Here is a 21,998-nt window from a genome sequence, read left to right on the forward strand (position 1 = left end):
CGGAGCGAGGAGGACCGACCCCCCCCCCCCCCCCCCCCCCCCCGAGCAAAGCCCTAACAAGCCCGAGCACGCCCGAACAAGCCCGGACAAGGGAAAACCGGCCCCCACCCCGAACGGAGAGGACCGGCCTCGCTCACTCCAGGCGCGGAAGACCGTCTCACCCACCCCTGGGCGAGCTGTCTCACCCACCCGAGCGGTCTCACTCCCCCCGAACAGGGAGAGGAGAACGGATCAGCCCCGCAGGCCCCGCATGGCCGAGTAGAACTCGTTATAGCGGGTCAGCTCCCGCTCCACCGGCTCGATCACCATGCTCTCGGCGACCCCGGCGACCCTGCGGCGCATCTCGCGCTCCAGCGCGTCACGCTCGTTGCCCGCGCCGAGCACGACGAAGTTGCGGCTGGCCATCGCGGTGAGCAGGCCGAGCCCCAGGACGGAGAAGATCATCAATCCGACCCACGGCAGCGAGGCGGCGTCGCCGAACACCTCCAGCCCCTCCGGCGGGCTCCCCGCGCCGAACACGCCATAGGCGAGAGCCGTACCGACCCAGGCCAGGCCCGCGACGAAGAGCAGGACCAGAAAGTACTGCCAGGCCAGGAGCAACCGCCACCAGACCGGAACCCTGTCCAGGCGCGGCGCGACCTCCGACAGCTCCTCGGAGAGCACTTCCGGCAGCTGTGAGGAGCGGGAACGCGCGGCGTCCCTGATCCCGTTCTGCCACGCCTCGTGCATACCCGAGCTCAGGCCGTCCGTGAGCGCCTGGACGGCGGTGTCCACCTCGGCGGGTTGCGCGCTGACCGAGCCGCCGGTCAGGCCGTGGATCTCGTCTCTCAGATCGCCCAGACGCAGGTTGTTCAGCGGGTCGGGACGAAGCTTGGCGGCCCAGCGGGTGTAGGGCCAGCCGACCCACTCGCCGGACCTCGCGGCGTACACGTTCTCCATCGCCTCGCCGACCGCTGGGACGCCGACCGCGTCGCAGAGGGCGTCGGTGAGGCCGATCCTGCGGGCGTCGTCGATGGAGGAGGGCGGAGCGGACGCGCCGTCGACGGGCATGATCTTCGCGAGGCGGAGCGTCAGCCGGCCGAGGTCGGCCTCCAGCCGCTGGGTCGCGGCCCTGCGCTTGGAGACGGTCTCGGCGAGGACGCCCTTGAGGTTGTCGACGCCTCTGCCCGTGATCGCCGAGGTGGTGACGATCACGGGGTGCTCGACCCCCTCGCGGCGGAGCAGGCCGTCCAGGTCCGCGACGCACTCGGCCAGCTCCTCCTGGTCGAGCCGGTCGACCTGGTTGAGCACGAAGATCGTCACCGCCTCGTGCCCGGCCAGGTCGGTCACGTAGCGCCGGTGCGTGGAGGCGTCGGCGTACTTCTGCGGGTCGAGCACCCACACGACGAGGTCGGCGACCTGGATCAGCCGGTCGGCCTCGGTGTCGGTCAGCGCCCGGATGGAGTCGTGGTCGGGCAGGTCGAGCAGGATCAGCCCGTGGAGCTGGCTCTCGCCCCGGTCCAGGGCGCTGGCCCGCGCGAAGCGGTGCCGCCACTGGATCTGCAACCAGTCGAGGAGCGGGCCGGCGCCGTCCAGGCCCCAGACGCAGGCGTGCGTACGGGCCGTGGTCGGGCGGCGTACCCCCGTCGGCGACAGTTCCAGGCCGGAGATCGAGTTGAACAGCGTCGACTTGCCGCTGCCCGTACCCCCCGCGAGCGCTACCACGGTGTGGTCGGAGGAGAGCTTGAGCCTGTCACCGGCGCGCAGCAGCAGCTGACCCGAGTCGGTGAGGAGCTTGGGCTCGACCTTGCCCGGCCCCAGCTCCACGATCCGAGCCAGCGCGGCGAGCCGGCTGCCGAGACCCTGGCCTGACTGGGTGGTGCCAACACTCATCGGGCGACCTCAAGGTTGTACGTTGCCTGGTAAAGGCGGGTGGCGGCGGATTCGTCAGGTATGCCCGCGCCGTCGAGAGCCTGGGTGTAGCGCGCCATCTCGTCGTCGAAGAGCATGCCGATCCGGGCTCGGAGATCGCTCCGGGCCTTCACGCCGATGTTGCGCAGTGACTCTGCGCCGAGCAGCGCGTGCACCAGCCGCTGCGGGAGCGCCCCGGTGCCGTTCTGCGCGTCCGAGGAGCCGTAACCGAGCAGCCCGATGGTGAGGATCAGCGACAGGGACTCGACGTCGAACGAGATCACCCTGGCCACCGACCGCTTGGTCACCCCCTCGGTGCGTATCAGCTCGATGATGTGATCCTGCCAGGCCGCGATGGTCCGGCCGGTTCTGCGCAGGAGCTCGTCGGACGCGCGGCCGAGGCCGGACGCCGACGCCAGGGCCTCCTGCGCGCCCGGACGGTTCAGCCAGCGCGAGGAGGCCTCCTCCGCGGCCCGGTGCGCCGCCGAGACGACCACCGACTCCAGCCCCGCCCGCAGCGCGGACTTCAGGCCGCTGAGCCGCTCGGGCGCCTGCTGGCTCGCCTTGCCGCCGAAACGGCTCGGCCTGCGCAGGTGGAGGGTACGCATGAGGTCGCCGGACCCGGCGAAGTCCTGCCAGCGGGCGAGCACCTCGCCCCTGAGCAGCGAACCGTCGCCGGTGCTCTTGTCGATCTCGGCCAGCGCGCGGGCGTAGGCGCCGTCCACGTCACCGCGGAGGTCCCTCCGGAAGGCGACCTGGATCTCCAGTTGCTTGGCCAGCGCGGGGACACGGGTGCGGAAGCTGTTCAGCACCCCGTCCAGGGTCGCCCGTACGGCCTGCGCGCGGCGCCGGTCGTCGACCGACAGCTCGGTCAGCCAGAGACGCAGCTCGCTCACCTCGTGATCGGGGAGCATCCCGTCGGTGACCTTGCTCTCGTTGATGACGAACCGGTCGACCTCGCCGAGACCGTACTCGGTGAGCATCCTGACGAAGTGCTTGCTGATCACCTCTTGGGACCTGGGCGGGACCCGGGAGAGCACGATGGCCAGCCGGGCTCCGCGCTCCTTGGCCAGGCGGAGCAGCCGCCAGGCCGGGGCGTCGGCGTACCGGGCGGCGGTGGTGACGAAGATCCACAGATCGGCCGCGTCGAGCATGCGGTGGGCGATCTCGTGGTGCTCCTCGACGACCGAGTCGATGTCCGGGGTGTCGAGCAGGGCCACGCCGGCGGGGAGGCGCTCGGTGGAGACGAGCACGAGGCCCCCGGAGGCACCCTCGGGGTCGGGCTCGCTGAGCCGCCGGAGGCTGCCGAGCAGGTCACCCTTGGCGAACCACTCGTGGTCGTCGGGATGGCAGGCCAGCACGGGCGTCCCGGTCGTCGGACGGCGCACGCCGGTCGCGCTGACCTTGGCGTTGGCCAGGGTGTTGAGGAGCGTGGACTTGCCCGCGCCGGTGGAGCCCGCGACCACGACGAGCGCGGGAGCGGTGCTGGTGTGGACGCGAGGGATCACGTAGTCGTCGAGCTGGGCCAGGATCTCGCTCTGGACCCGCCTGGCCTCCTCCGCGCCGGGAAGGTCCAAGCCGAAGCTGAGGTCGGTGACACCGGTGCGTACGGCGGTGAGCGCGTTGCTCAGCGCCTCGGAGACGGCCTCGGGAAGCGGGGCCTCCCGCGTCCGGCCGCCCGGCGCACCCGCGCCGTCCTCACCTCGTGCCTCCCCGTCCTCACCTCGCGCCTCCTCCTCGCCCGGGGCTTCCTCCTCCTCGGCCTCCGCGTCGCCGTCGGCGGTTCCGGTCTCGTCCCGGACCACGGCACCGGCCTCGTCACCCTCGCTCCGGTCCCGCGTCTCGGCGTCACTCACGGGGGCGACGCCGGTGTCGGCATCACGCCGAACCTCACCGCCGCTCTCGGCCCCGTCGTCGATCCCGGTGGGGCCGGTGGCACGGCGGGACCCCTCGCCGGTCTCGACGGCCCGCGCGACCTCGCCGCCAGGCTCGGCGTCGCCGGTCTCGGTGCCATCGCTCTCGGTACCATCAGTCTCGGCAGCGGGGCGAGTCCTGTCATCGTCGTCGATCTCGGCGGGTTCGTCCTGGGACGCGAAATCGTCACGGCCGTCGTTCCGGCCACCGTCGGCGCTTTCGGCATCGGCCCGGGGAGCGTCATCGGCCCGCGAGGTCTCGGCGGTCTCACCGTCCTCGGCGTCCGCCAGGGGCCGCCCGGCCTCGACGTGATCCTCGACGTGGCCGGCGCCAGGTGTCCCGCCGTCGCCGCCGTCACTCTCCGCACCGCTCCCGGAGTCGTCGCGCGGCTCCTCGGAGGTCGTGTCGAGGATGACGACGACCTCGTCCCGTTCCGCGTTCTTCCCGGACCGCTCCCGCTCCTCGTCGGTCCTGCTCGCGCGAAGGGGCGGAGCGCCTTCGGCCCGGGACCGCTCGTCCTCGCAGTCAGGTGCCCCGCTCCCGGGCCGAGGGGGAAGAACCTCCTCGGCCGTACGGGAGGCATCGGCGCTTTCCGGGGCAGCGGGACCCGGAACCTCACGGGGGGCGGCACTCGGAGCCTCACGCCCGGCGCCGCCGTGTGATGGCGTGGCGGGGACACCTGTACGGGGACTCGGGGGGACCGGAGCACCCGGGCGGAAAATCGCGCCGGGTGCGCTGTCGGCGACGTCCCCGTCTCGGGGAGCGCCCGGCGGGACAGGGGCGCCTGGGCGGAAAGCAGCGCCGGGGGCGGCGGCCGGGGAGGCGGAAGCGCCGGGAGCACCGGAGGGAGGCGTGGCAGGGCCGGGGGTGCGGGGAACGCTCGGCGGGACGGGGGCACCCGGGCGGAAGAGCGCGCCGGGAGCGCCGGGAGCGGTGTCCGTGCGAGAGGCATCCGAGGGACCGGGAGCGCCCTGCCCTCGGGAAACGCCCGGAGAAGCGGTGGGGCCGCCCCCACGGGACGCGGGCGGGTAGGCCGGGCCGCTTCTGGGGGGAGCAGCGGAACCGGGGGCGGCACCGGGCGAGCCGGGAGCGCCGCCGCGGGAGGCGTTCGGATAGCCGGGAGCGCCCTGGCCGGGAGCCGGGACGGGGCCGCCCCCGCGAGAGCCGGGAGCGCCTCCCCGGGAAGCACCGGGAACACCAGGAGCACCCGAAGAAGGCGCGGCGGGGCCGGGGGTGCGGGGAACCCTCGGCGGGACGGGAGCACCCGGACGGGGGACGTTCGGGGAGGCGGGAGCGCCCTGGCCGGGAGCCGCGACGGGGCCGCCCCCGCGAGAGGCGGGAGCGCCCTGTCCGAAAGCCGCCCCCGGGCTCCCTCCACGAGAGCCGGGAGCACCCTGACCGGGAGCCGGGCTCCCCCCACGGGAGCCGGGAGTGCCCTGAGGGCCCGCACCGGGCGGGGGTGCGGCGGGGCCGCCCCGTGAGGGGCTCGCCGGACGGCCGCCCTGGACGCGCGGAGCGGTGGGATTGGAAGCCGCTTCACGGGAGGTGGTGATGGCTTCGATCTTGGCCTGGGCAGCGGCGGCGGCGGCGCGGAAGGCCGCCATCGCCTCCTCGGAGGCGGGCGGGGAGGTGGGATCGCTCGCCCCCGCCCGGGGTGCGGCACCGGTGGCACCGGCGGGACCACCTGCGCGGCCCGGCCCGGCGGGGCCCGCCGTCCTGCCCGGGGGCATGGCCGACGTTCGGCCCGGAGGTGTGGCTGGACCGGTCACGCCACCCGGGGTCGCGGGGCCCGCCACCCTGCCCCGAGGCGCGGCGGGACCGCCTGCCGCTCCGGGAGCGGCCGTCCCGGGCTGGGGCCCGGGGAACTGGCCGCGGGCGCGGATGGAAGCCGCGTCGTCGTCGGCGCGGATGGCGCCGAAGGTCACCGTCTGCTCGCCGGGGGATTCCTTGTCATCCGACGAGGTGTCGTCGGGTGGCTCCTGGGGGGTGCCGGCAAGGCGAGGGTCTCGGCCACCACCTGAGTGAGGGGGCCTGTTGGACGCCGATTTCACGGTACTCGCTCCGCTCGAACCATCTCGACCTCCTGGCCGACCTTCACGACATCGCCGACGATCACGATCGCAGGTGGCCGAATCCCAGCCGCGCTCACGCGCTCCGCCACAGTGGATAGCGTGGCGTAAAGAGCGCGTTGGGTCGGAAGGGTACCGTCCTGTACCACCATTACGGGAGTTTCCGGCGAACGTCCGTCATGGATCAGCGTTTCGGCGATCGCTCCGACCCGTTCGACCGCCATCATAAGCACCAGCGTGCCGCCGGATCTGGCCAAATTGGGCCAGTCGACGGTGGATCTCTCGTCGCCCGGCGGAACATGTACGGAGATCACGTGGAATTCCTGGCTCACGCCGCGATGCGTCACGGGCACGTTGGCCGCGGCGGGCACCGCGACCGGGCTGGTGATGCCGGGAACCACGATGACCGGGATGCCCTCGCGGGCGCAGGCGAGCATCTCCTCACCGCCACGGCCGAAGACGAACGGGTCGCCACCCTTGAGCCTGACCACGAACTTGCCCTGCTTGGCGTGCTCGACCAGCAGCTCGTTGATCCTCTCCTGGGCCATGTAGCGGCCGTAGGGGATCTTCGCGGCGTCGATCAGCTCGACGTCCGGGGAGAGCTCGTCGAGCAGGGCCTGCGGGGCGAGGCGGTCGGCGACGACCACGTCGGCCTGCGCCAGCAGTTGCCGCCCGCGGACCGTGATCAGGCCGGGGTCGCCGGGCCCACCACCGACCAGGGCGACCCCCACCGGCTTGGCGCGGTTGCGCCTGGCGTCGACCGTGCCGTCCCTGAGGGCTCCGACCACGGCGTCCCTGATCCCGGCGGCACGGCGGGGATCGCCGCCCGCGGTGATCGCCACGCTGATCTCGTCCACCTTGCCGCTGGCCGGGGTCCAGGCCGCCGAGGCGTCCTTGTCGTCGGCGCGTACGCACCAGACGCGCTTGGCCTCGGCCTCCGCGGCCACCGCGGCGTTCACCGCGCGGTCGTTCGTGCAGGCCTGCACCAGCCAGGCGCCGTCGACGTCACCGACCTGGTAGCGCCTGGCCTCCCAGGTCACCCGGCCTGTCGCGATGAGGTCGTCGAGGGCGTGCGTGACGCTCGTCGAGACGATGGTGACCAGGGCGCCCGCGTCGAGCAGCGCCGGCACCCGCCGCTGGGCGACGCGCCCTCCACCCACGACGAGCACTCGCCGCCCAGAGAGGCGCAAGCCAAGCAGGTAGGGCGACATGGCGACAGATCTCCCGTTCGCGAGGAATTGTGAAGCATGGCGTGCTAAGAGGTAAACCTACCGGCTAACGGCGCCCTCTTCGCTGCTCCCGTGTTAACAGCTGTCAAGAAAGGGCTGACCGCTGTCAACTCAGGTGCTCAAGACTTCCGTAGATCAGGCTTCCTTGTCCGTCACACCGGCGGAATCGAAGGTCGCGACCTCGTGCATCACCCTGACCGCCGCGCAGACGAGGGGGTGGGCGAGCAGGCCGCCGGTGCCCTCGCCGAGCCGGAGTTCCAGCTCGACCAGGGGGCGCAGCCCGAGGTGGTCCAGGGCGACCGCGTGGCCGGGCTCGGCCGAGCGGTGTCCCGCCACGCAGTGGTCGACGACGTCGGGGGCGAGCGCCGCCGCCGCCAGCGCCGCCGCCCCCGCGATGACACCGTCCAGGATGACCGGTACGCGAAGAGCCGCTCCGGCGAGGACGAACCCGGCGATCGCCGCGTGCTCCAGGCCGCCGACCGCGGCCAGCGTCTCCAGGGCGGACACCCCGGAGGCCGGGGCGAGAGTCCCGGAGGCGCCGTTCCACTCGGGCTCCAGGCCGTTCACCCGGAGGGCCTCGCGAACCACCTCGACCTTGCGCGCCAGGGTCTCGTCGTCGACACCGGTGCCCCTGCCGGTCACGACGGCCGCGTCGTGACCGGTGAACGCGCAGATCAGCGCGGCCGAGGCGGTGGTGTTGGCGATGCCCATGTCCCCGGTGATCAGGCAGCGGGCACCCGCCTCGACAAGGTCGCGGGCCACGGCCATCCCGGCCTCCAGGGCCGCGACCGCCTGCTCGGGGGTCATCGCCGGTCCCCGGGACAGGTCGGCGGTACCGTACGCGACCTTGCTGATCGTCAGGCCGGGCGCGGGGTCGAGGTCGGCGGCCACGCCGACGTCGACGACCGTCACGGAGGCGCCGGCCTGGGCGGCGAAGGCGTTGGCCACGGCACCGCCCGCGAGGAAGTTGCCGACCATCTGCAGGGTGACCTCCCGCGGCCAGGGGGTCACGCCCCTGGCGTGGACGCCGTGGTCCGCGGCGAAGATCGCCAGAGCCGCGGGCACCGGGAGCGGCGGCGGGTTGACCGCCGCGGCCCCCGCCAGCCGTACCGCCACGTCCTCCAGGGCGCCCAGCGCGCCACGGGGCTTGGTCAGGCGGTCCTGGTGGGCGCGGGCCTCGGCGACGGCGGCCGGGTCCGCGGGACGGATCGCCGCGATGGTCTCCTCAAGGATGGTCATGTGATCAGTCTCCCTTGGAAACAACTTTTCGGGAAAAGCACCAAAAAGCCACACATGGGCCACACGTGGTCACCGGAGGCAACGGAGGGCGATCGGGGATCACCAGGCGATGCCGCTGAGCGCCTCCTCGTAGCGCTCGATGACCACGTCGGCCAGGCCCTCGCAGTCACCGATGACGTCGGCGCAGCGGACGTCCAGGTTCGGGTGGCCGGCGGCGTAGGCCATGGCCTGTGCCCAGACGCGGTCGAGCAGGCCACCGGCGAACAGCAGGTAGGGAACGACGATCACGCGCTTGGCGCCGAGGCGGCGGCAGCGCTCGATCCCGCCGGGGACCCCCGGCGGGGTGAGGGAGACGAAGGCCGTCTCCACGGTCATGTACTCGTGGGCGTGGGTCTCCCAGAAGAGGCGGGAGACCCGGTGCACGTCGGCGTTCGTCTCGGGACTGGTGGAGCCGTCGCCGACCAGGACCACGGCGGTCTCGCCGATCTCGATGTGCTCGGGCTCGTCGTCGAACACCCCGGCGGCGGCCGGGACCAGGCGGAGACTGGCGACCTCGGCGGCCGCGTCGGCCAGACGCTCGGCGAGCAGCGCGAGGATGCGGGGGTCGGAGCCCAGGGGGCGACCGTAGTCGCAGGTCAGCATGGGATGCCTCTCCTGCTCGCGAGCCATCGCGGCGGGAATGTCCGCGCCGAGCCACACGTCGCCGGTGAGGCTCATCGGCTGGGCCACCATCCGGTGGTGCCCCCGCGCGACCAGCGAGGCGACGGAGTCGCTGAGGCGCGGCCTGGCCCTGGCGATGTAGCCGCCGGAGACGTCCGCGGCCGTCTGGTCCAGGCGGCAGCGGAGTCGATGGATGAACCTACCGAATTCAGCAGATCCATTGTCGTCGTGCGAGCCCTGCCCGATGAGCAGCAGCGGCGGTTTCATGGAAACAGGACTCCAATGACCTTGACCTGGGGTTACGCAGTAGGGACTCGCGACAATATCCGATGACGGCACCCCATGGACAGGTAACGGATCGGTAAATTCTGTCTTTTCTCTCGCGGGTGTGACAGGAGATGAGAATCGGGGCGGCGACGGCGGACGCGTCTCCTTCACCTGACGCGTCCTTTGGACCTCACGCGCCCTGGCACGGTAGCCGGGCTCGCGGGAGACGTCCAGCACGGCCACGCCGGTGTCTCACGCCCTGCGTGCCCCCTCCCTCCCGCGCCCCCCTTCCGACCAGGGACGTCTTCCGCCGCGACGCCCGTGAGGCGGAAATCCGGCGTGGATCAGGACAGGTCCTTCCTCAGCAGACCGAACACCACGATGTCGAGTGGGCCGTCCTCCCCCAGCTCGGCGGCGCGCAGCACGCCCTCCCTGACGAAACCGGCCTTCTCCGCGACCCGGAGGGAGGCCGTGTTGGCCAGGTCGGCGCGGAGCTCGATCCTGCGCATCTCCGTCGTCTCGAACACCCAGCGCGCCACGCCGAGCAGGGCCTCGGTGGCGTAGCCCCGGCCCCGGTGCAGCGGGTGCACCCCGTATCCGACCTCGGTGGTCCCGGCACCCCAGAGGGTCCTGAAGAGGCTGATCGCCCCCACGACCAGCCCTTCGGCCTCCATGGCCAGGTGCACGCCCTGGCCGGAGCGGCGCAGCTCGTGTACGCCATGGGAGAGCCACTGCGAGACGCCCGAGGGATGACCGGGCGCGCCGGGTGGCAGGAATCTGGCGCGCGCCTTGATCACCGAGCGGACGCGGGCGGTGTCACCGGGGTGGAAGGGACGGATCACGAGTCGGCCGGTCAGGATCGGCGGATCGGGTGCGAACGCGGTCACGCGCCCTCCTTGCCGGGGAAGCGGGGAAGCCGGGGAAGCGGGGAAGCCGGGGAAGCGGGGAAGCCGGGGAAGCGGGGAAGCCGGGGAAGCGGGGAAGCCGGGGAGCTTGCCGGGAATGCAGGGAAAGCCGGGAAATGTGTGGCCCCAGGCTCATCCCAGCGCCCCCGCCCGCGCAAGCCCAAACCTTCGCCTCATCCCGGTCGGGCACGGCTGAAAACCACATCCGCTAAAAGCACGTGGCCGGTCTCCCACAAACGGCCGGTCTCCCGCATGGGGCCGGACTTCCGCGCTCGGCCGGGCCTTCACATCCGGCCCGGCTTCCACATCCCGCCGGGCCTTCACGTCCGACCGGGCCCCGCGCTCGACCGGACTTCCACACTCGGCCGGGCCTCCGCATGCGGCCGGACTTCCGCACCCGGCCCGGCTTCCACATCCGGCCGGGCCTTCACATCCCGCCGGGCCTCCGCGTCCGGTGGAGCGGAACCGCGCCGCCGGGCTCGGCCTGGGCCCGGCGGACGACAACGACGGCTGGGCTCAGGCCGGACCCCACTTGGGCTCAGCGGACGATGACGACCTCCAGCGTGCGCGGGCCGTGCACGCCCTCCACCCGGTTCAGCTCGATGTCGCTGGTCGCGGAGGGGCCGCTGATCCAGGTCAGCGGCCTGGAGGGGTCGAGCCTGCCGACGGCCTCGGGGACACCGGTCACGATCTGCCCGGCCCGTACGACACACAGGTGGTAGTCAGGGACCAGGGTCAGCGCCCGCCGCCCCTGCCCGGGTCCGGCGTCCAGCACGATGGTGCCGGTCTCCGCGATGGCGACCGCGCACCCGGTGACGACCCCGTCCACGCCGTCCAGCTCGGCCGCGCTCAGCGGCGGGTCGTCGGTGATCGGGTCGTCCGGCACCCACTCCGGTGGCAGGCCGTCGGGGACGACCAGCCGGGTGGCACCCCGGCGGGCCAGCGCCGCCGCTATCGTCGCGGCCACCTCGGCCTCCCCGACCACGTGCACGACGGCCCGGTAGTCGGCCACGCGCTCGGCGAGCAACTCCACCGCGCCCTCCGGATCGGCCGGCGGTGACGTGCGGTAGGCCCGGGTGATCTCGACGTCGGGGGCTCCGGCCACGGCGGACCGGATCCTCGACAGGATCCGCTCCCTGCTGCCCGCGCCGGAGACGCCGCCCGTACCGGCGGAGGCACCCGCGCCGGACGAGCGCCCGGGGCCGGGCGCGGGGGTGGCCGCTCCGGCGGTCATCGGGCACCTCCGTCGGTCCGGTTCCACCAGTCACGGAAGGACTCGGCGGGTATGTCGGGAATATCGCGGGTATCGGTCCAGGCCGACAGCGGCCCCGGCAGGCGCCCGGGAACGAACCTGCGCAGGCGCCCGCCGAGCCGCTGGGCGCGCGCCAGCCGCGAGGGACGGTTGAACACCCAACCGGCGGCGCGCATGCCCATGCGCTCGGCACGCGCGTGACGGACCTTGCCGCGCAGGTGGACCAGGACCTCGGGGATGTCGATCGCGACCGGGCAGGCGTCGAAGCAGGCGCCACAGAGGGTCGAGGCGTACGGCAGCGAGGCGTCCAGCTCCGAGGCGGTCCCGCGCAACTGCGGGGTGAGGATCGCGCCGATCGGGCCCGGGTAGACCGAGCCGTACGCGTGGCCTCCGGCGCGCTCGTAGACCGGGCAGACGTTGAGGCAGGCGGAGCAGCGGATGCAGCGCAGCGCCTGGCGGCCCACCTCGTCGGCCAGCACGTTCGTGCGACCGTTGTCGAGCAGCACCAGGTGGAACTCCTGGCCCTCGACCGCGCCGGTCCAGGTGGAGGTGTAGGGGTTCATCCGCTCGCCGGTGGAGCTCCTGGGCAGCAGCTGGAGGAAGACCTCCAGGTCCCGCCAGCTCGGCAGCAGCTTCTCGATGCCGACCACGCTGATCAGCGTCTCGGGCAGGGTGAGACACATCCGCCCGTTGCCCTCGGACTCCAGCACCACCAGCGTGCCGGTCTCGGCGATCATGAAGTTGGCGCCGGAGATCGCGACCTTGGTCGCCAGGAAGCGCTCGCGCAGGTGCAGCCTGGCGGCCTCGGCGAGGGCGCGGGGCTCGTCGCTCAGATCCTCGGGCGCCGCGCGGCCCCAGTCGGCCATCTTGTCCTGGAAGATCTCGCGGATCTCCGAGCGGTTGCGGTGGATCGCCGGGACCAGGATGTGCGAGGGCCAGTCGTCCCCGAGCTGGACGATCAGCTCGGCCAGGTCGGTCTCGTACGCCGTGATGCCCTCCTCCAGGAGGGCCTCGTTGAGGCCGATCTCCTGGGTGGCCATCGACTTGACCTTGACCACGCTGGTCTCGCCGGTGGCCTTGACCAGGCCGGCGACGATCCTGTTGGCCTCCTCGGCGTCGGCCGCCCAGTGGACGTGGCCACCCGCCGCGGTGACGGCCTCCTCCATCCGGAGGAGGTAGCGCTCCAGGTTGCGCAGGGTGTGGTCCTTGATCTCCTTGCCCGCCTGGCGGAGCTCGGCCCAGTCGGGCAGCTCGCCGACCACGGAGGCCCGCCTGCCGCGGATCGTGTGGGTGGCCTTGCGGAGGTTGTATCTGAGCTGTGAGTCCTGCACGGCGGCCGCGGCGTTCGCCGGGAAGGCGGGCATGCCCAGGAACGTGCCGCTCACCGGGCGGCCTCCGTGGCGGCGAGGATCTCGGCGAGGTGCATGATCCGCACGCCGGCGCGCTGGCGCTTCAGGGTGCCGCCGATGTGCATCAGGCAGGAGTTGTCGGCGGCGCACAGCACCTCGGCGCCGGTGGTCGCGACGTTGTGCACCTTGTCGGCGCACATGGCCGCGGAGATGGCCGGGTTCTTCACCGCGAAGGTGCCGCCGAAGCCGCAGCACTCGTCGGCTCCGGGGAGCGGGACCAGCTCCAGCCCCCTGACCTGCTCCAGCAGCCGGGTGGGCCGGTCACCCACCCGGAGGATGCGCATCGAGTGGCAGGTCGGGTGGTAGGTCACCTTGTGCGGGAAGTAGGCGCCGACGTCGGTGACACCGAGGACGTCGACGAGGAACTCGGAGAGGTCGTAGACCTTGGGCACCATCTCGGCCACCTCGGCGGCGAAGGACCCGGGCGCGTCTTCCGTCGCGACGCCCTCGACGATCCCGCTGGTCCCGGTGGTCCCGGTGGTTCCCGTGGTCTCCGCGGTCCCGGCGATCAGGCCCCCGGCGGCCCCGGACCCGGCCATGACGGGGGCGGCGGAGGCGGAGGCGCGGGTGGCGGAGGCGCGAGGGGCTGAGGTACGAGAGGCGGAGGCGCGGGCGAGCCGCGGGTACTGTTCGCGGACCATCGCGGCACACGATCCCGACGGCGCGACGACCGCGTCGTACCCGGCGAAGACGTCCACGAAGTGGCGCGCGAGCCGCCTGCCCTCCTCGGGGTATCCCGTGTTGACGTGCATCTGGCCGCAGCAGGTCTGCGCCCGAGGGAACTCGACGTCACATCCGAGGCGGCGCAGCAGCGTGACGACCGCCCGCCCGGTGCCGGGAAACAGTGTGTCGTTCACGCAGGTGATGAAGAGGGCGACGCGCACGGCACTCCTTCCTTTCAATGGTCAGACCACAGTATGGTCTGACCACATTTCCCCACAAGAGGAGGCCCTCTTGAGCGGTTGGCAACCGGTCCGGCGCACCCGGGCGTTCGAGGACGTGATCGCCCAGATCGAGCGGCGCATCGCGGGCGACGGGCTCCGGGTCGGCGACCGCCTGCCCGGCGAACGGCAGCTCGCCGAGCAGCTGCGGGTGAGCCGGTCGTCGGTACGCGAGGCGATGCGGGTGCTGGAGACCCTGGGAGTGGTGTCGTCGCAGGTCGGACGAGGTCCGGACGCGGGAGCCTTCCTCATCTCCAGGCCCGCCGAGGCCCTGAGCGACCTGCTGAGGCTCCACCTCGGGCTGTCGAACCTGTCACTGGAGGAGGTCGTCGACGCCCGGCTGATGATCGAGAAGTGGTCGGCCGCGCACGCCGCCGTCCACGGGGCCGACCTGTCGGCCCTCACCTCCGCGCTGGAGCGCATGGACGCCACGACGACGGCCGAGGAGTTCGTCGAGCACGACACGGCCTTCCACGTGGCCATCGCCGAGGCGTCGGGCAACAGGCTGACCACCGCCATGATGCTCTCCCTGCGCGACTCGCTCCGGCGCTACGCGGTCGAGGCGGTCGAGCGCCTCGGCGGCACGGCCGGGCTCATGGACGACCACCGCCGGATCCACCGGGCCATCGCCGCCGGGGACGCGGCGGAGGCCTCGGCCGCCGTCGAGGACCACCTGCGGCGGGCCTATCCCGGCATCTCACGTGCCCCACGGGCTGAGGACGATGAGGGGCTTGAAGGGCAGCAGGGGCGGCCTGACCGAGTCGGCTGAGCGGCAGGTGGCGCCCGAGCAGGAGACCAGGGCGTCGAGCTGCCGGTTGAACTCGGCGATCACGGGGAGCGGGGTCTCCGCGGCGAGGTTTCGGAGCTGGTAGGGATCCCTGACGAGGTCGTAGATCTGGTACTCGCCGGTGGAGTAGCGGACGAAGGTGTGCTGGGCGGTCCGCATCCCCTGGTACGCCGGGACCGGGGTCTGGCGGGCCGAGTCCGGGCTGGTCGGGCGGTAGAACTCCAGCAGCACGTTCTGGCGCCACGAAGGCGGCGTCTCGCCCCGCAGCAGCGGCAGCAGGGAGCGGCCCTCGGCGAAGTCGGGGAGCGCGGCCCCGGCGAGCTGGGCGAACGTCGGGGCGAGGTCGATGCTCGCGGCCATGTCCCCGACGACGCGTCCGGCCTGCACGCCGGGCCCCCTGACCAGCAGCGGCACTTTGATCGCTTCGTCGAAGGGCGTGGTCTTGCCCTGGGGGAGCCGGTGCTGGCCCAGGTGGAACCCGTTATCGGAAGCGAAAAAGATATACGTTTCATCCAGCTTGCCGGAGGCCCTGAGAGATTCGACGAGGGCGCCCACCATGTCGTCCACGCCGAGCATCGCCCGGAGCCGGTCCCGGTAGTGCCGGTCGATTCTGCGGATCTTCGTGGCGTCGAGCGGCGGGAGCGACCTGAGCCAGAGCGGCTCGGCGCTGACGTCGGGCTGGTTGAAGGACGGGGTGCGCGGGGCCACCACCCCGGCGAAGGCGGCCTGGTGGCGGGGGGCGTAGTTGGCCGGGTTGTGCGGGGCGACCGGGGCGAGATAGAGGAAGAACGGATCCCGGCTGGGCTGGGAGACGAACGCCCCGGCCTTCGCGCTGAGCACGTCGGTCAGATAGTCCTGCGGCGCGAAGCCGTAGTCACGCAGCATGCCGTTCTCGTTGAGCGTGTAGCCGTACTCCTCGTACAGCCTGCGCACCGGCACGTCCCACTCGTCCCAGCCCGGAGGCACGTGGGTGGCGGAGGTGGTGCCGCCGGGATAGTGGTTGAGGTATTTGCCCATCAGTCCGGTGCGATATCCGGCCGACTTCATCCATGTCGCGATATTGGAGCGTTCCAGACCTGATGTGTAGTACTTGGTGAAACCTCCCTCGGGGGCGGTGTTGGTGAACACGCCGTGGCTGTGCACGTACTGGCACCGCATGATCGACGCGCGCGAGGGACAGCACCAGGAGTTGGGCACGAAGAACCTGTCGAAGCCGGTTCCCTGCCGGGCGAGCAGGTTCCAGATGTTGGGAAATTTCTGTAGATCGCCCGCGTCCAGATCGTCGACGAGGACCAGCACGATGTTGGGCCGTCCCTCCGCGTGCGCCACGGCCGGGATCGCTCCCATCGCGGCGAGGGCGAGGAGCGACATCAGGGAGAGGAGTTTGCGAGCGGCGTTGAGCACAAGTGCACGCTTCCCGGGAGACCGAATTTCGACACCTCACACTCGACCGACCAATGTAGAACGTGTTCTAATTGCGGGGCCTGTCCGGCGTCACGTCGCGAGGAGACCCCCGTGAGCACCGACCTGAAGCTCGGCCTGAACCTCGGCTACTGGCAGCGGAACGCCGACGACGCCACCGAACTCGTCCAGACCGCGGAACGGCTGGGATACGAGTCCGTGTGGACCGCGGAAGCCTACGGTAGCGACGCCTTCACCCCTCTGGCCTGGTACGGCGCGCGGACGTCCCGCATCAAACTGGGCACATCAGTGGTGCAGATCTCCGCGAGAACCCCGGCGGCGACCGCGATGACCGCGATGACGCTCGATCATCTCACCGGCGGGCGGCTGCTGCTCGGCATCGGCGCGTCGGGGCCCCAGGTCGTCGAGGGGTGGTACGGGACGCCGTTCCCCAAACCGCTCGCCCGCACCCGCGAGTACGTCGAGATCATGCGCAAGGTGTGGCGCCGCGAGGAGCCGGTGACGAGCGACGGCGAGCACTACCCCCTCCCCTACCCGGGAGGCGCGAACCTCGGCAAGCCGCTGAAGCTGATCACCCGCCCGCTGCGCGCCGAGATCCCCCTCTACCTCGGCGCGGAGGGCCCGAAGAACGTCGCGCTCGCCGCCGAGATCGCCGACGGCTGGCTGCCGCTGTTCGTGTTCCCCGAGAAGATCGAGCGGATGTACGGCCCCTCGCTCGCCGGGGCCGGTCCCGGCTTCGACATCGCCGCGATGGTGATGACCGTGATCACCGACGACGTCAGGGCTGCGCTGGACGGGGTGAAGATGATGCTCACCCTCTACATCGGCGGCATGGGGGCCAAGAGCCGCAACTTCCACGCCGACATCATCGGCAGGATGGGCTACGCCGAGGCCGCCGAGGAGATCCAGGCCCTCTACCTGGCCGGACGCAGGGACGAGGCGTTCAACGCGATCCCCGACGAGCTGGCCGACGGCATCTCCCTGGTCGGCCCGGTGGGCCGCATCCGCGAGCGCCTGCAGCTGTGGCGCGAGAGCCCGGTGAGCAACCTCCTGGTCATGGGCCCCCGCGACGAGGCCTCCCTGAAGACCATCAGGGACCTCGTCCTGGGCTGAACCGTCCCGGGCGGCGCCGCTCCTCCTCGCGCGAGGACCGCCCCGCCGCCCGCCGGTCTCGCCGCGCGGCGGGGCTGACGTCACCTCCGGACGCCGACCTTCCCCACCCAGCCGGACTCCTCGTACGCGATCTTGAGGCCCTTGCGGAAGGGGAGGTGCACGGAACGGTCGCCGGTACGGGGTCTCTCGTCCGGGCCCGTGTAGGCGAAGGCCAGCAGGCGCGACCCCGACTCGTCGACGACCAGGGTGCGGTGGCCTTCGACCGTGGTGACGGCGAAGCCGGTGCGCCTGAGCGGGTCGAGGACGTCCTTCTCCAGGACGATCCCGGGCTGGGCCGCGAGGACGCGCAGCGTCGCGGCACGCGTGGCCGGGCTCGCGGGTGAGGCGAGCAGGTACCGCGCGGCGTCGAAGACGAAGGCCGGGAACGGCCCGTCCCGGTGGGCCGAGCGGAGCCACCGCTCCAGCTCCCCGGCGTCACCGGGCAGGTCCCGCACCTCGTCCATGGTCAGCGTCTCGCTCCCGACCCGCCACCGCAGCGAGAGCCGGGAGAAGTCCTCGGTACGCGGCCCCGGCCACAGCGCCGGGGACCCCTTCGCCCTCCATGCCGCCTTCGCGGCCTCGGTCGCGAAAGTGATTTTTACCTCCTGGTTGGACACGGTCCGCCCGGCCCGGCCGTCGTACCAGGACTCGCCGGTGTGGGCGACGGTCGCGCCGGACCCGACGGGTTCGAAGGTCCTGGTGCGCTCGAACCAGTACCGGCCTTCCGGGGAGGTCGCGCGCGCCGCCGTCTCCGCGCCCGCCAGCAGGAACGACCGGGCGTCGAGCGTGACCACCGGTGTGCCGGGGGTCGCGGCCGGGAGCGAGCCGGAGGTCTCGGGGGGCGGCACCTGGGCCTCGGGGTGCCGTACCGGGGAGGTGCCCGAGGCCGGGTCCGGGGAGGCGGTCGCCGCGGTCCGGCCCCCGCCCGGCCCCCGCAGCCCGACCGTCCCCGTCATGACGGCGGGCACCGTCACGGCGGCGGCCAGCCCGACGAGGGCGCCGGTCAGCACGATCCCGGGGGTGAGGCGGAGACGGGACAGGGGGCGGGAGGCGTCGAGGGGCACGCGGGAGGACACGGAATCGGAAGCGCGACCGGACGCGCGATCGGGCCGGGACACGGCCGTCGCGAAGGCACGGGCGAGGTCGGCCTCGCGCCGCCGCCGGTGGGCGTCCTCGGTGAGTGCGTCCGGGCGCAGCGCGCGGACACGTTCGTCGACGTCGTTCAAGACTGCTCCTGCAGGGTGGTGGCCGGGGTGAGGTCGAGTGCCTGGGACAGGCGGCGGCGGGCGCGATACAGGCGGACGGTGAAGGCCCGGGTGGAGCAGCCGGCGAGCTTGGCGGCGTCGGCCGGAGCCAGCCCGTACCAGCTGGCCAGGATCACCGCCTCGGCGTCCGGCTCGGACAGCCCGGCGAGCGCCGCGAGGGCCGCCTCGCGCTCGGCGACCTGCTCGGCGACCCGCTCGGTCACGTCGCCCTCCGAGGACAGCTCCGCCAGCCGTTCCACCAGTGCCCGCCGTCGCAGCCCGGAACGCCGCTGCCCGCGCAGCAGGTTCCGGGCGACGCCGAGCAGCCAGGGCAGCGGCGGCTCCGGCAGCTCCTCCAGCTGCCGCCAGGCGATCAGGAACGTCTCGCTCGCGATGTCCTCGGCCGCCTGCCGCTCCGCGCGCAGCAGCGTGTAGCCGAGCACGCTGCGATAGTGCCGGTCGTACAGCGCGGTGAATCGCGCTTCTGGATCATCCACACCAAGGAGTGCCTTTCCCGGCCCCCCGATCACCGGCCGGGAAGAGAAAAGTTATCCGCCGCCCCGTTTCCCCACCCACCCGCCTCGACCGGTGCGTGCCTTCTCCACGCCCTCTCCACCCCATCCCACCCGCCCCGGCCGGTCCGCTCCCCCCTCACCCGCTCGATCCGGTCGCCCCGCCCCCTCACCCCCGTCACCCGGTACGGCGCGTCCCGCTCCGGGCCGTCGTACCGGTTCTCAGTCCGGCCGGGGAGCCGGGTTGGCGGTGACGGAACGCAGGAGCGGAGCACTCGCCGCTCCCGCGCCGATCACCCCGGCGAATCCGAGCGCGACGCAGACCAGCAGGATGATCGCGCCCGTGACGTTCATCGCGACGGCGGCGAAGGGCAGGGCGCAGAAGACACCGGCCGCGATGGTGCCGCCTCCCATGACCGTCAGCGGTATGAGGGTCTCCGCCCGGCGGGCCGCGTCCAGGACCTCCAGCGGCGTACCGGCCAGGCGGAGCAGCGCGTAGGTCTGCCTGCGGTCGAGCACCGAGGAAGCGGCGGTGATCCCGGCGCCGGCGATCGCCACCAGGAACGAGACCGCGAGGACGATGACCGTGCCGGTGCCGACGTCGTCGAGGATCTGGGCGGAGAGCCGGTCGTCGTCGGCGGCCGAGGTCGCCCCGTGTCCGGGCACCAGCCCCTCCAGGGCGGTGCGCGCCCGATCGACGGCCGCCACGTCCACCGGCTCCTCCGAACCGGAGCCCGAGCCGGAGCCAGGGGCGGCGGTGCCGGTGCGGCCCACGGAGATGGTGATCACCCTGTCACCGCCACCGCCATCCTCGCCGCCGGTGCCGTCCTCCCGCCCTCGCCCGCCCTTCGCCACCAGGCCGACCGCCGCCCGGACGTCCGCCGCGGCCAGGCGCTCGCGCACCTCGGCGGTGACCTCGGCCGCCCGCGCGGAGGGAACGGCCAGGCGCAGCTCCGCCCGCGCGCCGTCGAACACGACGTCGCCCGGGGCGAGAAGACCGATGAACCCGGCCACGAACCCCGTCAGGGCCACGCCGCTCACCGTCCGCCAGGCGGACCTGGGGTCGTCGGTCAACCGGCGCCCGGCCAGCAGCCGGGCGGGGCTCCGGGCCACGCGGGTGGTGATCCGGCCGATCAGCGCGACCACCCACGGACCGGCGAGGTTGACGCACAGGAAGGCGCCGCCGATGGCCGCGGCGATCACCCCCACCTCGACGCCGCGGCCGAGCAGGGGAACCGCCGCCAGGGCCGCGAGCAGCGCGACCACCCGGAGGAAGCGCATCGCCGGAGGGGTCTCCCGCTTGGCGACGCCGAGCGGGCTCACCACCACGCGGCGCAGGCCGACCACGGCCGACACCCCGACGAGCAGCGGTACGGCCACCAGCACGGCGAGCGTGGGAAGCACCCCCGGCCACACGTCGGCGAGGAACCAGGGACCTCCCCTGATCTCGATCCGGGCCAGCAGCGGGGTGAGCAGCCCGTACAGCGCCGTTCCCAGCACCGCGCCGCCGAACGCGGTGATCACCGCTTCGTAGACGGTCATGGCGACCACCTGACCGGGAGAGGCGCCGACCAGCCGGAGCGCGGCCAGGCGCTGGTCCCGGCGGGCCACGGTCAGGCGGGCCGCCGCGCCGCCGAACACCAGCAGCGGTACGACCATGAGCACGCTCGCGATCAGCCCGAGCGCGCTGTAGCCCACCGCGTCCTCGGTCGTCTTCCCCGTGAAGCCGGAGATCCTGGTCGGCACGGCGCCGCCGCGCGAGTCGTCCGACGAGGTGGCCCTCATCACGGGTGAGTCCGCCGTCTGCCCGCGCACCACGACCAGCTCTCCCGGGTACACGAGCGCCTCGTCGCCGATCGTCCCGCCGCGCCTTCCCGGGAAGCGGGCGGCGAGCTGCGCGGCCGGGAGCTCGCCGGCGAGCTCGGCCATCCCCGGGGACAACCAGACCTCCCCGGGGGCGGGGAAGCGGTCCAGGCCGGGCGGCGGGGGTGCCTGCGGCCCGAGCGCGGCGAGGTCCACGACCGTGATCCACCGGTCGCGCACGTAGTCCGTGCGGACGGCCTGGATCGCCATGGCCCCGCTCGCGGCCGGTACCGGGTTGCGCCACGCCTCCCGGCCCGCCCTGTCCTGGAAGCCGAGGTTGGCCACGACGGCGAAGAGCAGCAGCGCGGTGGAGACCGCCACCGCCGCCACGGTCAGCCCCGCCCCCAGCAGGCCGCGGCGGCCCCCGCCGCGCAGCAGCCGCCAGCTCAGGCCGAGCGGCCCGCTCACCGGCTCATCCCGGGAAACGTCCGGGTCGCCGCCTCGGCGCCGTCCCGCTCCCCGATGTCCTCGTACGGATCCCGGGCGCCGGGACCGGGCAGGCCAGGCGGGCCAGGCAGACCGGGCAGCAGGTGGCCGTCGCGTACCTCGACCACGCGGTCGCACCAGCGGGCCACCTGGGAATCGTGGGTGACGACGACCAGCGACGCCCCGTTGTGCCGGGTGGCGCCGGTCAGCAGGCGCATCGTGTCGTGGCCGGTGTTCTGGTCGAGCGCCCCCGTCGGCTCGTCGGCGAAGACGACCGCGGGGCGGGTGACCAGCGCGCGGGCGATCGCCACCCGCTGCGCCTGGCCACCGGAGAGCTCCCCGGGGCGCCGCCCCTCCATCCCGCCCAGACCGAGCGGGCCGAACCACTCCCGCGCCTGCCGCACGGCGTCGGCCCGGGAAACGTCGCCGAGCATGAGCGGCAGCGCGACGTTCTCGTCGGCGGGAAGTTCCGGCAGGAGCTGGCCGAACTGGAACACGAAGCCGAACCGCGTGCGGCGCAGGGCGCTGCGCTTCCGCTCCCCCAGCGTGTCGACGCGTTCGCCGAGCAGGTGCACCTCACCCGCGTCCGGCTTCATGATCCCGGCCAGGCAGTGCAACAGCGTCGATTTTCCCGACCCGCTCGGGCCCATGATCGCCACGGCCTCGCCCGCGTGGATCGCCAGCCCGACACCGCCCAGCGCCACGGTCGTTCCGAAGCGCTTGACCAGCCCGGATCCCTCAAGGACAACATTCATGCGAGCACTTTCCCGCGTGGGGAACGGCGGCAGATCGACCGATCGTCTCCACGCCCCCCGGC

16 protein-coding genes are annotated in these 21,998 nt (G+C 72.8%); 2 read left to right on the plus strand and 14 right to left on the minus strand.

Annotated features, from left to right (window positions below):
- Positions 1-231 precede the first annotated feature (231 nt).
- The 9 genes from ACFFRH_RS33230 to ACFFRH_RS33270 form a co-directional block, all read right to left on the minus strand.
- Positions 232-1,872 carry a GTP-binding protein gene (locus tag ACFFRH_RS33230; RefSeq protein WP_344750179.1) on the minus strand — a complete coding sequence of 547 codons (1,641 nt, stop codon included), beginning with the start codon at positions 1,870-1,872 and terminating at the stop codon, positions 232-234.
- Positions 1,869-3,746: a GTPase gene (locus tag ACFFRH_RS33235; RefSeq protein WP_344750178.1), complete on the minus strand. Its 1,878-nt coding sequence runs from the start codon at positions 3,744-3,746 to the stop codon at positions 1,869-1,871. Before ACFFRH_RS33235 ends, ACFFRH_RS33230 begins: the two co-directional genes overlap by 4 nt.
- A gap of 2,105 nt (positions 3,747-5,851) precedes the next feature.
- Complete coding sequence (gene cobA / locus ACFFRH_RS33240) at positions 5,852-7,084, minus strand: uroporphyrinogen-III C-methyltransferase (RefSeq protein ID WP_344750177.1); 1,233 nt, start codon at positions 7,082-7,084, stop codon at positions 5,852-5,854.
- Between the two features lie 153 nt (positions 7,085-7,237).
- Positions 7,238-8,341 carry a nicotinate-nucleotide--dimethylbenzimidazole phosphoribosyltransferase gene (gene cobT / locus ACFFRH_RS33245; protein WP_344750176.1) on the minus strand — a complete coding sequence of 368 codons (1,104 nt, stop codon included), beginning with the start codon at positions 8,339-8,341 and terminating at the stop codon, positions 7,238-7,240.
- Positions 8,342-8,440: 99 nt separating this feature from the next.
- Complete coding sequence (locus ACFFRH_RS33250) at positions 8,441-9,268, minus strand: sirohydrochlorin chelatase (RefSeq protein ID WP_344750175.1); 828 nt, start codon at positions 9,266-9,268, stop codon at positions 8,441-8,443.
- A 344-nt stretch (positions 9,269-9,612) separates the two neighbouring features.
- A complete protein-coding gene (locus tag ACFFRH_RS33255; protein ID WP_386161357.1) occupies positions 9,613-10,155 on the minus strand; it encodes a GNAT family N-acetyltransferase in 543 nt (180 codons plus the stop codon).
- 556 nt (positions 10,156-10,711) lie between these two features.
- The gene (locus ACFFRH_RS33260; RefSeq protein ID WP_386161358.1) at positions 10,712-11,407 is read right to left on the minus strand and encodes a LutC/YkgG family protein; all 696 of its coding nucleotides are present in this window, start codon (positions 11,405-11,407) and stop codon (positions 10,712-10,714) included.
- The gene (locus ACFFRH_RS33265; protein WP_344750173.1) at positions 11,404-12,810 is read right to left on the minus strand and encodes a lactate utilization protein B; all 1,407 of its coding nucleotides are present in this window, start codon (positions 12,808-12,810) and stop codon (positions 11,404-11,406) included. The genes ACFFRH_RS33260 and ACFFRH_RS33265 overlap by 4 nt, the downstream gene beginning before the upstream one ends.
- Positions 12,807-13,718 (minus strand): (Fe-S)-binding protein, encoded by a 912-nt coding sequence (locus tag ACFFRH_RS33270; protein ID WP_344750172.1) that lies wholly within the window; start codon positions 13,716-13,718, stop codon positions 12,807-12,809. Before ACFFRH_RS33270 ends, ACFFRH_RS33265 begins: the two co-directional genes overlap by 4 nt.
- Positions 13,719-13,788: 70 nt before the next feature.
- Here ACFFRH_RS33270 and ACFFRH_RS33275 point away from each other — a divergent pair, with 70 nt between their 5' ends.
- The gene (locus ACFFRH_RS33275; RefSeq protein ID WP_344750171.1) at positions 13,789-14,544 is read left to right on the plus strand and encodes a FadR/GntR family transcriptional regulator; all 756 of its coding nucleotides are present in this window, start codon (positions 13,789-13,791) and stop codon (positions 14,542-14,544) included.
- Here ACFFRH_RS33275 and ACFFRH_RS33280 read toward each other — a convergent pair.
- Positions 14,473-15,966 carry a sulfatase family protein gene (locus ACFFRH_RS33280; protein WP_344750170.1) on the minus strand — a complete coding sequence of 498 codons (1,494 nt, stop codon included), beginning with the start codon at positions 15,964-15,966 and terminating at the stop codon, positions 14,473-14,475. The two genes, ACFFRH_RS33275 and ACFFRH_RS33280, sit on opposite strands and share 72 nt — an antisense overlap.
- Before the next feature lie 111 nt (positions 15,967-16,077).
- Between ACFFRH_RS33280 and ACFFRH_RS33285 the strand changes: the two genes are divergently transcribed.
- The gene (locus ACFFRH_RS33285) at positions 16,078-17,097 is read left to right on the plus strand and encodes an LLM class F420-dependent oxidoreductase (protein WP_386161360.1); all 1,020 of its coding nucleotides are present in this window, start codon (positions 16,078-16,080) and stop codon (positions 17,095-17,097) included.
- An 80-nt stretch (positions 17,098-17,177) separates the two neighbouring features.
- Here the strand turns inward: ACFFRH_RS33285 and ACFFRH_RS33290 are convergent, their stop codons facing one another.
- The 4 genes from ACFFRH_RS33290 to ACFFRH_RS33305 form a co-directional block, all read right to left on the minus strand.
- Positions 17,178-18,362 carry a hypothetical protein gene (locus ACFFRH_RS33290; protein WP_386161362.1) on the minus strand — a complete coding sequence of 395 codons (1,185 nt, stop codon included), beginning with the start codon at positions 18,360-18,362 and terminating at the stop codon, positions 17,178-17,180.
- Complete coding sequence (locus ACFFRH_RS33295; RefSeq protein ID WP_386161364.1) at positions 18,359-18,877, minus strand: RNA polymerase sigma factor; 519 nt, start codon at positions 18,875-18,877, stop codon at positions 18,359-18,361. Before ACFFRH_RS33295 ends, ACFFRH_RS33290 begins: the two co-directional genes overlap by 4 nt.
- Before the next feature lie 237 nt (positions 18,878-19,114).
- Complete coding sequence (locus ACFFRH_RS33300) at positions 19,115-21,163, minus strand: FtsX-like permease family protein (protein ID WP_386161366.1); 2,049 nt, start codon at positions 21,161-21,163, stop codon at positions 19,115-19,117.
- On the minus strand, positions 21,160-21,936 hold the full coding sequence (locus ACFFRH_RS33305) for an ABC transporter ATP-binding protein (protein WP_386161368.1): 777 nt from the start codon (positions 21,934-21,936) through the stop codon (positions 21,160-21,162). Before ACFFRH_RS33305 ends, ACFFRH_RS33300 begins: the two co-directional genes overlap by 4 nt.
- Between the last annotated feature and the right edge of the window lie 62 nt (positions 21,937-21,998).

Source organism: Streptosporangium vulgare (assembly GCF_042428775.1).
Taxonomy (GTDB): domain Bacteria; phylum Actinomycetota; class Actinomycetes; order Streptosporangiales; family Streptosporangiaceae; genus Streptosporangium; species Streptosporangium vulgare.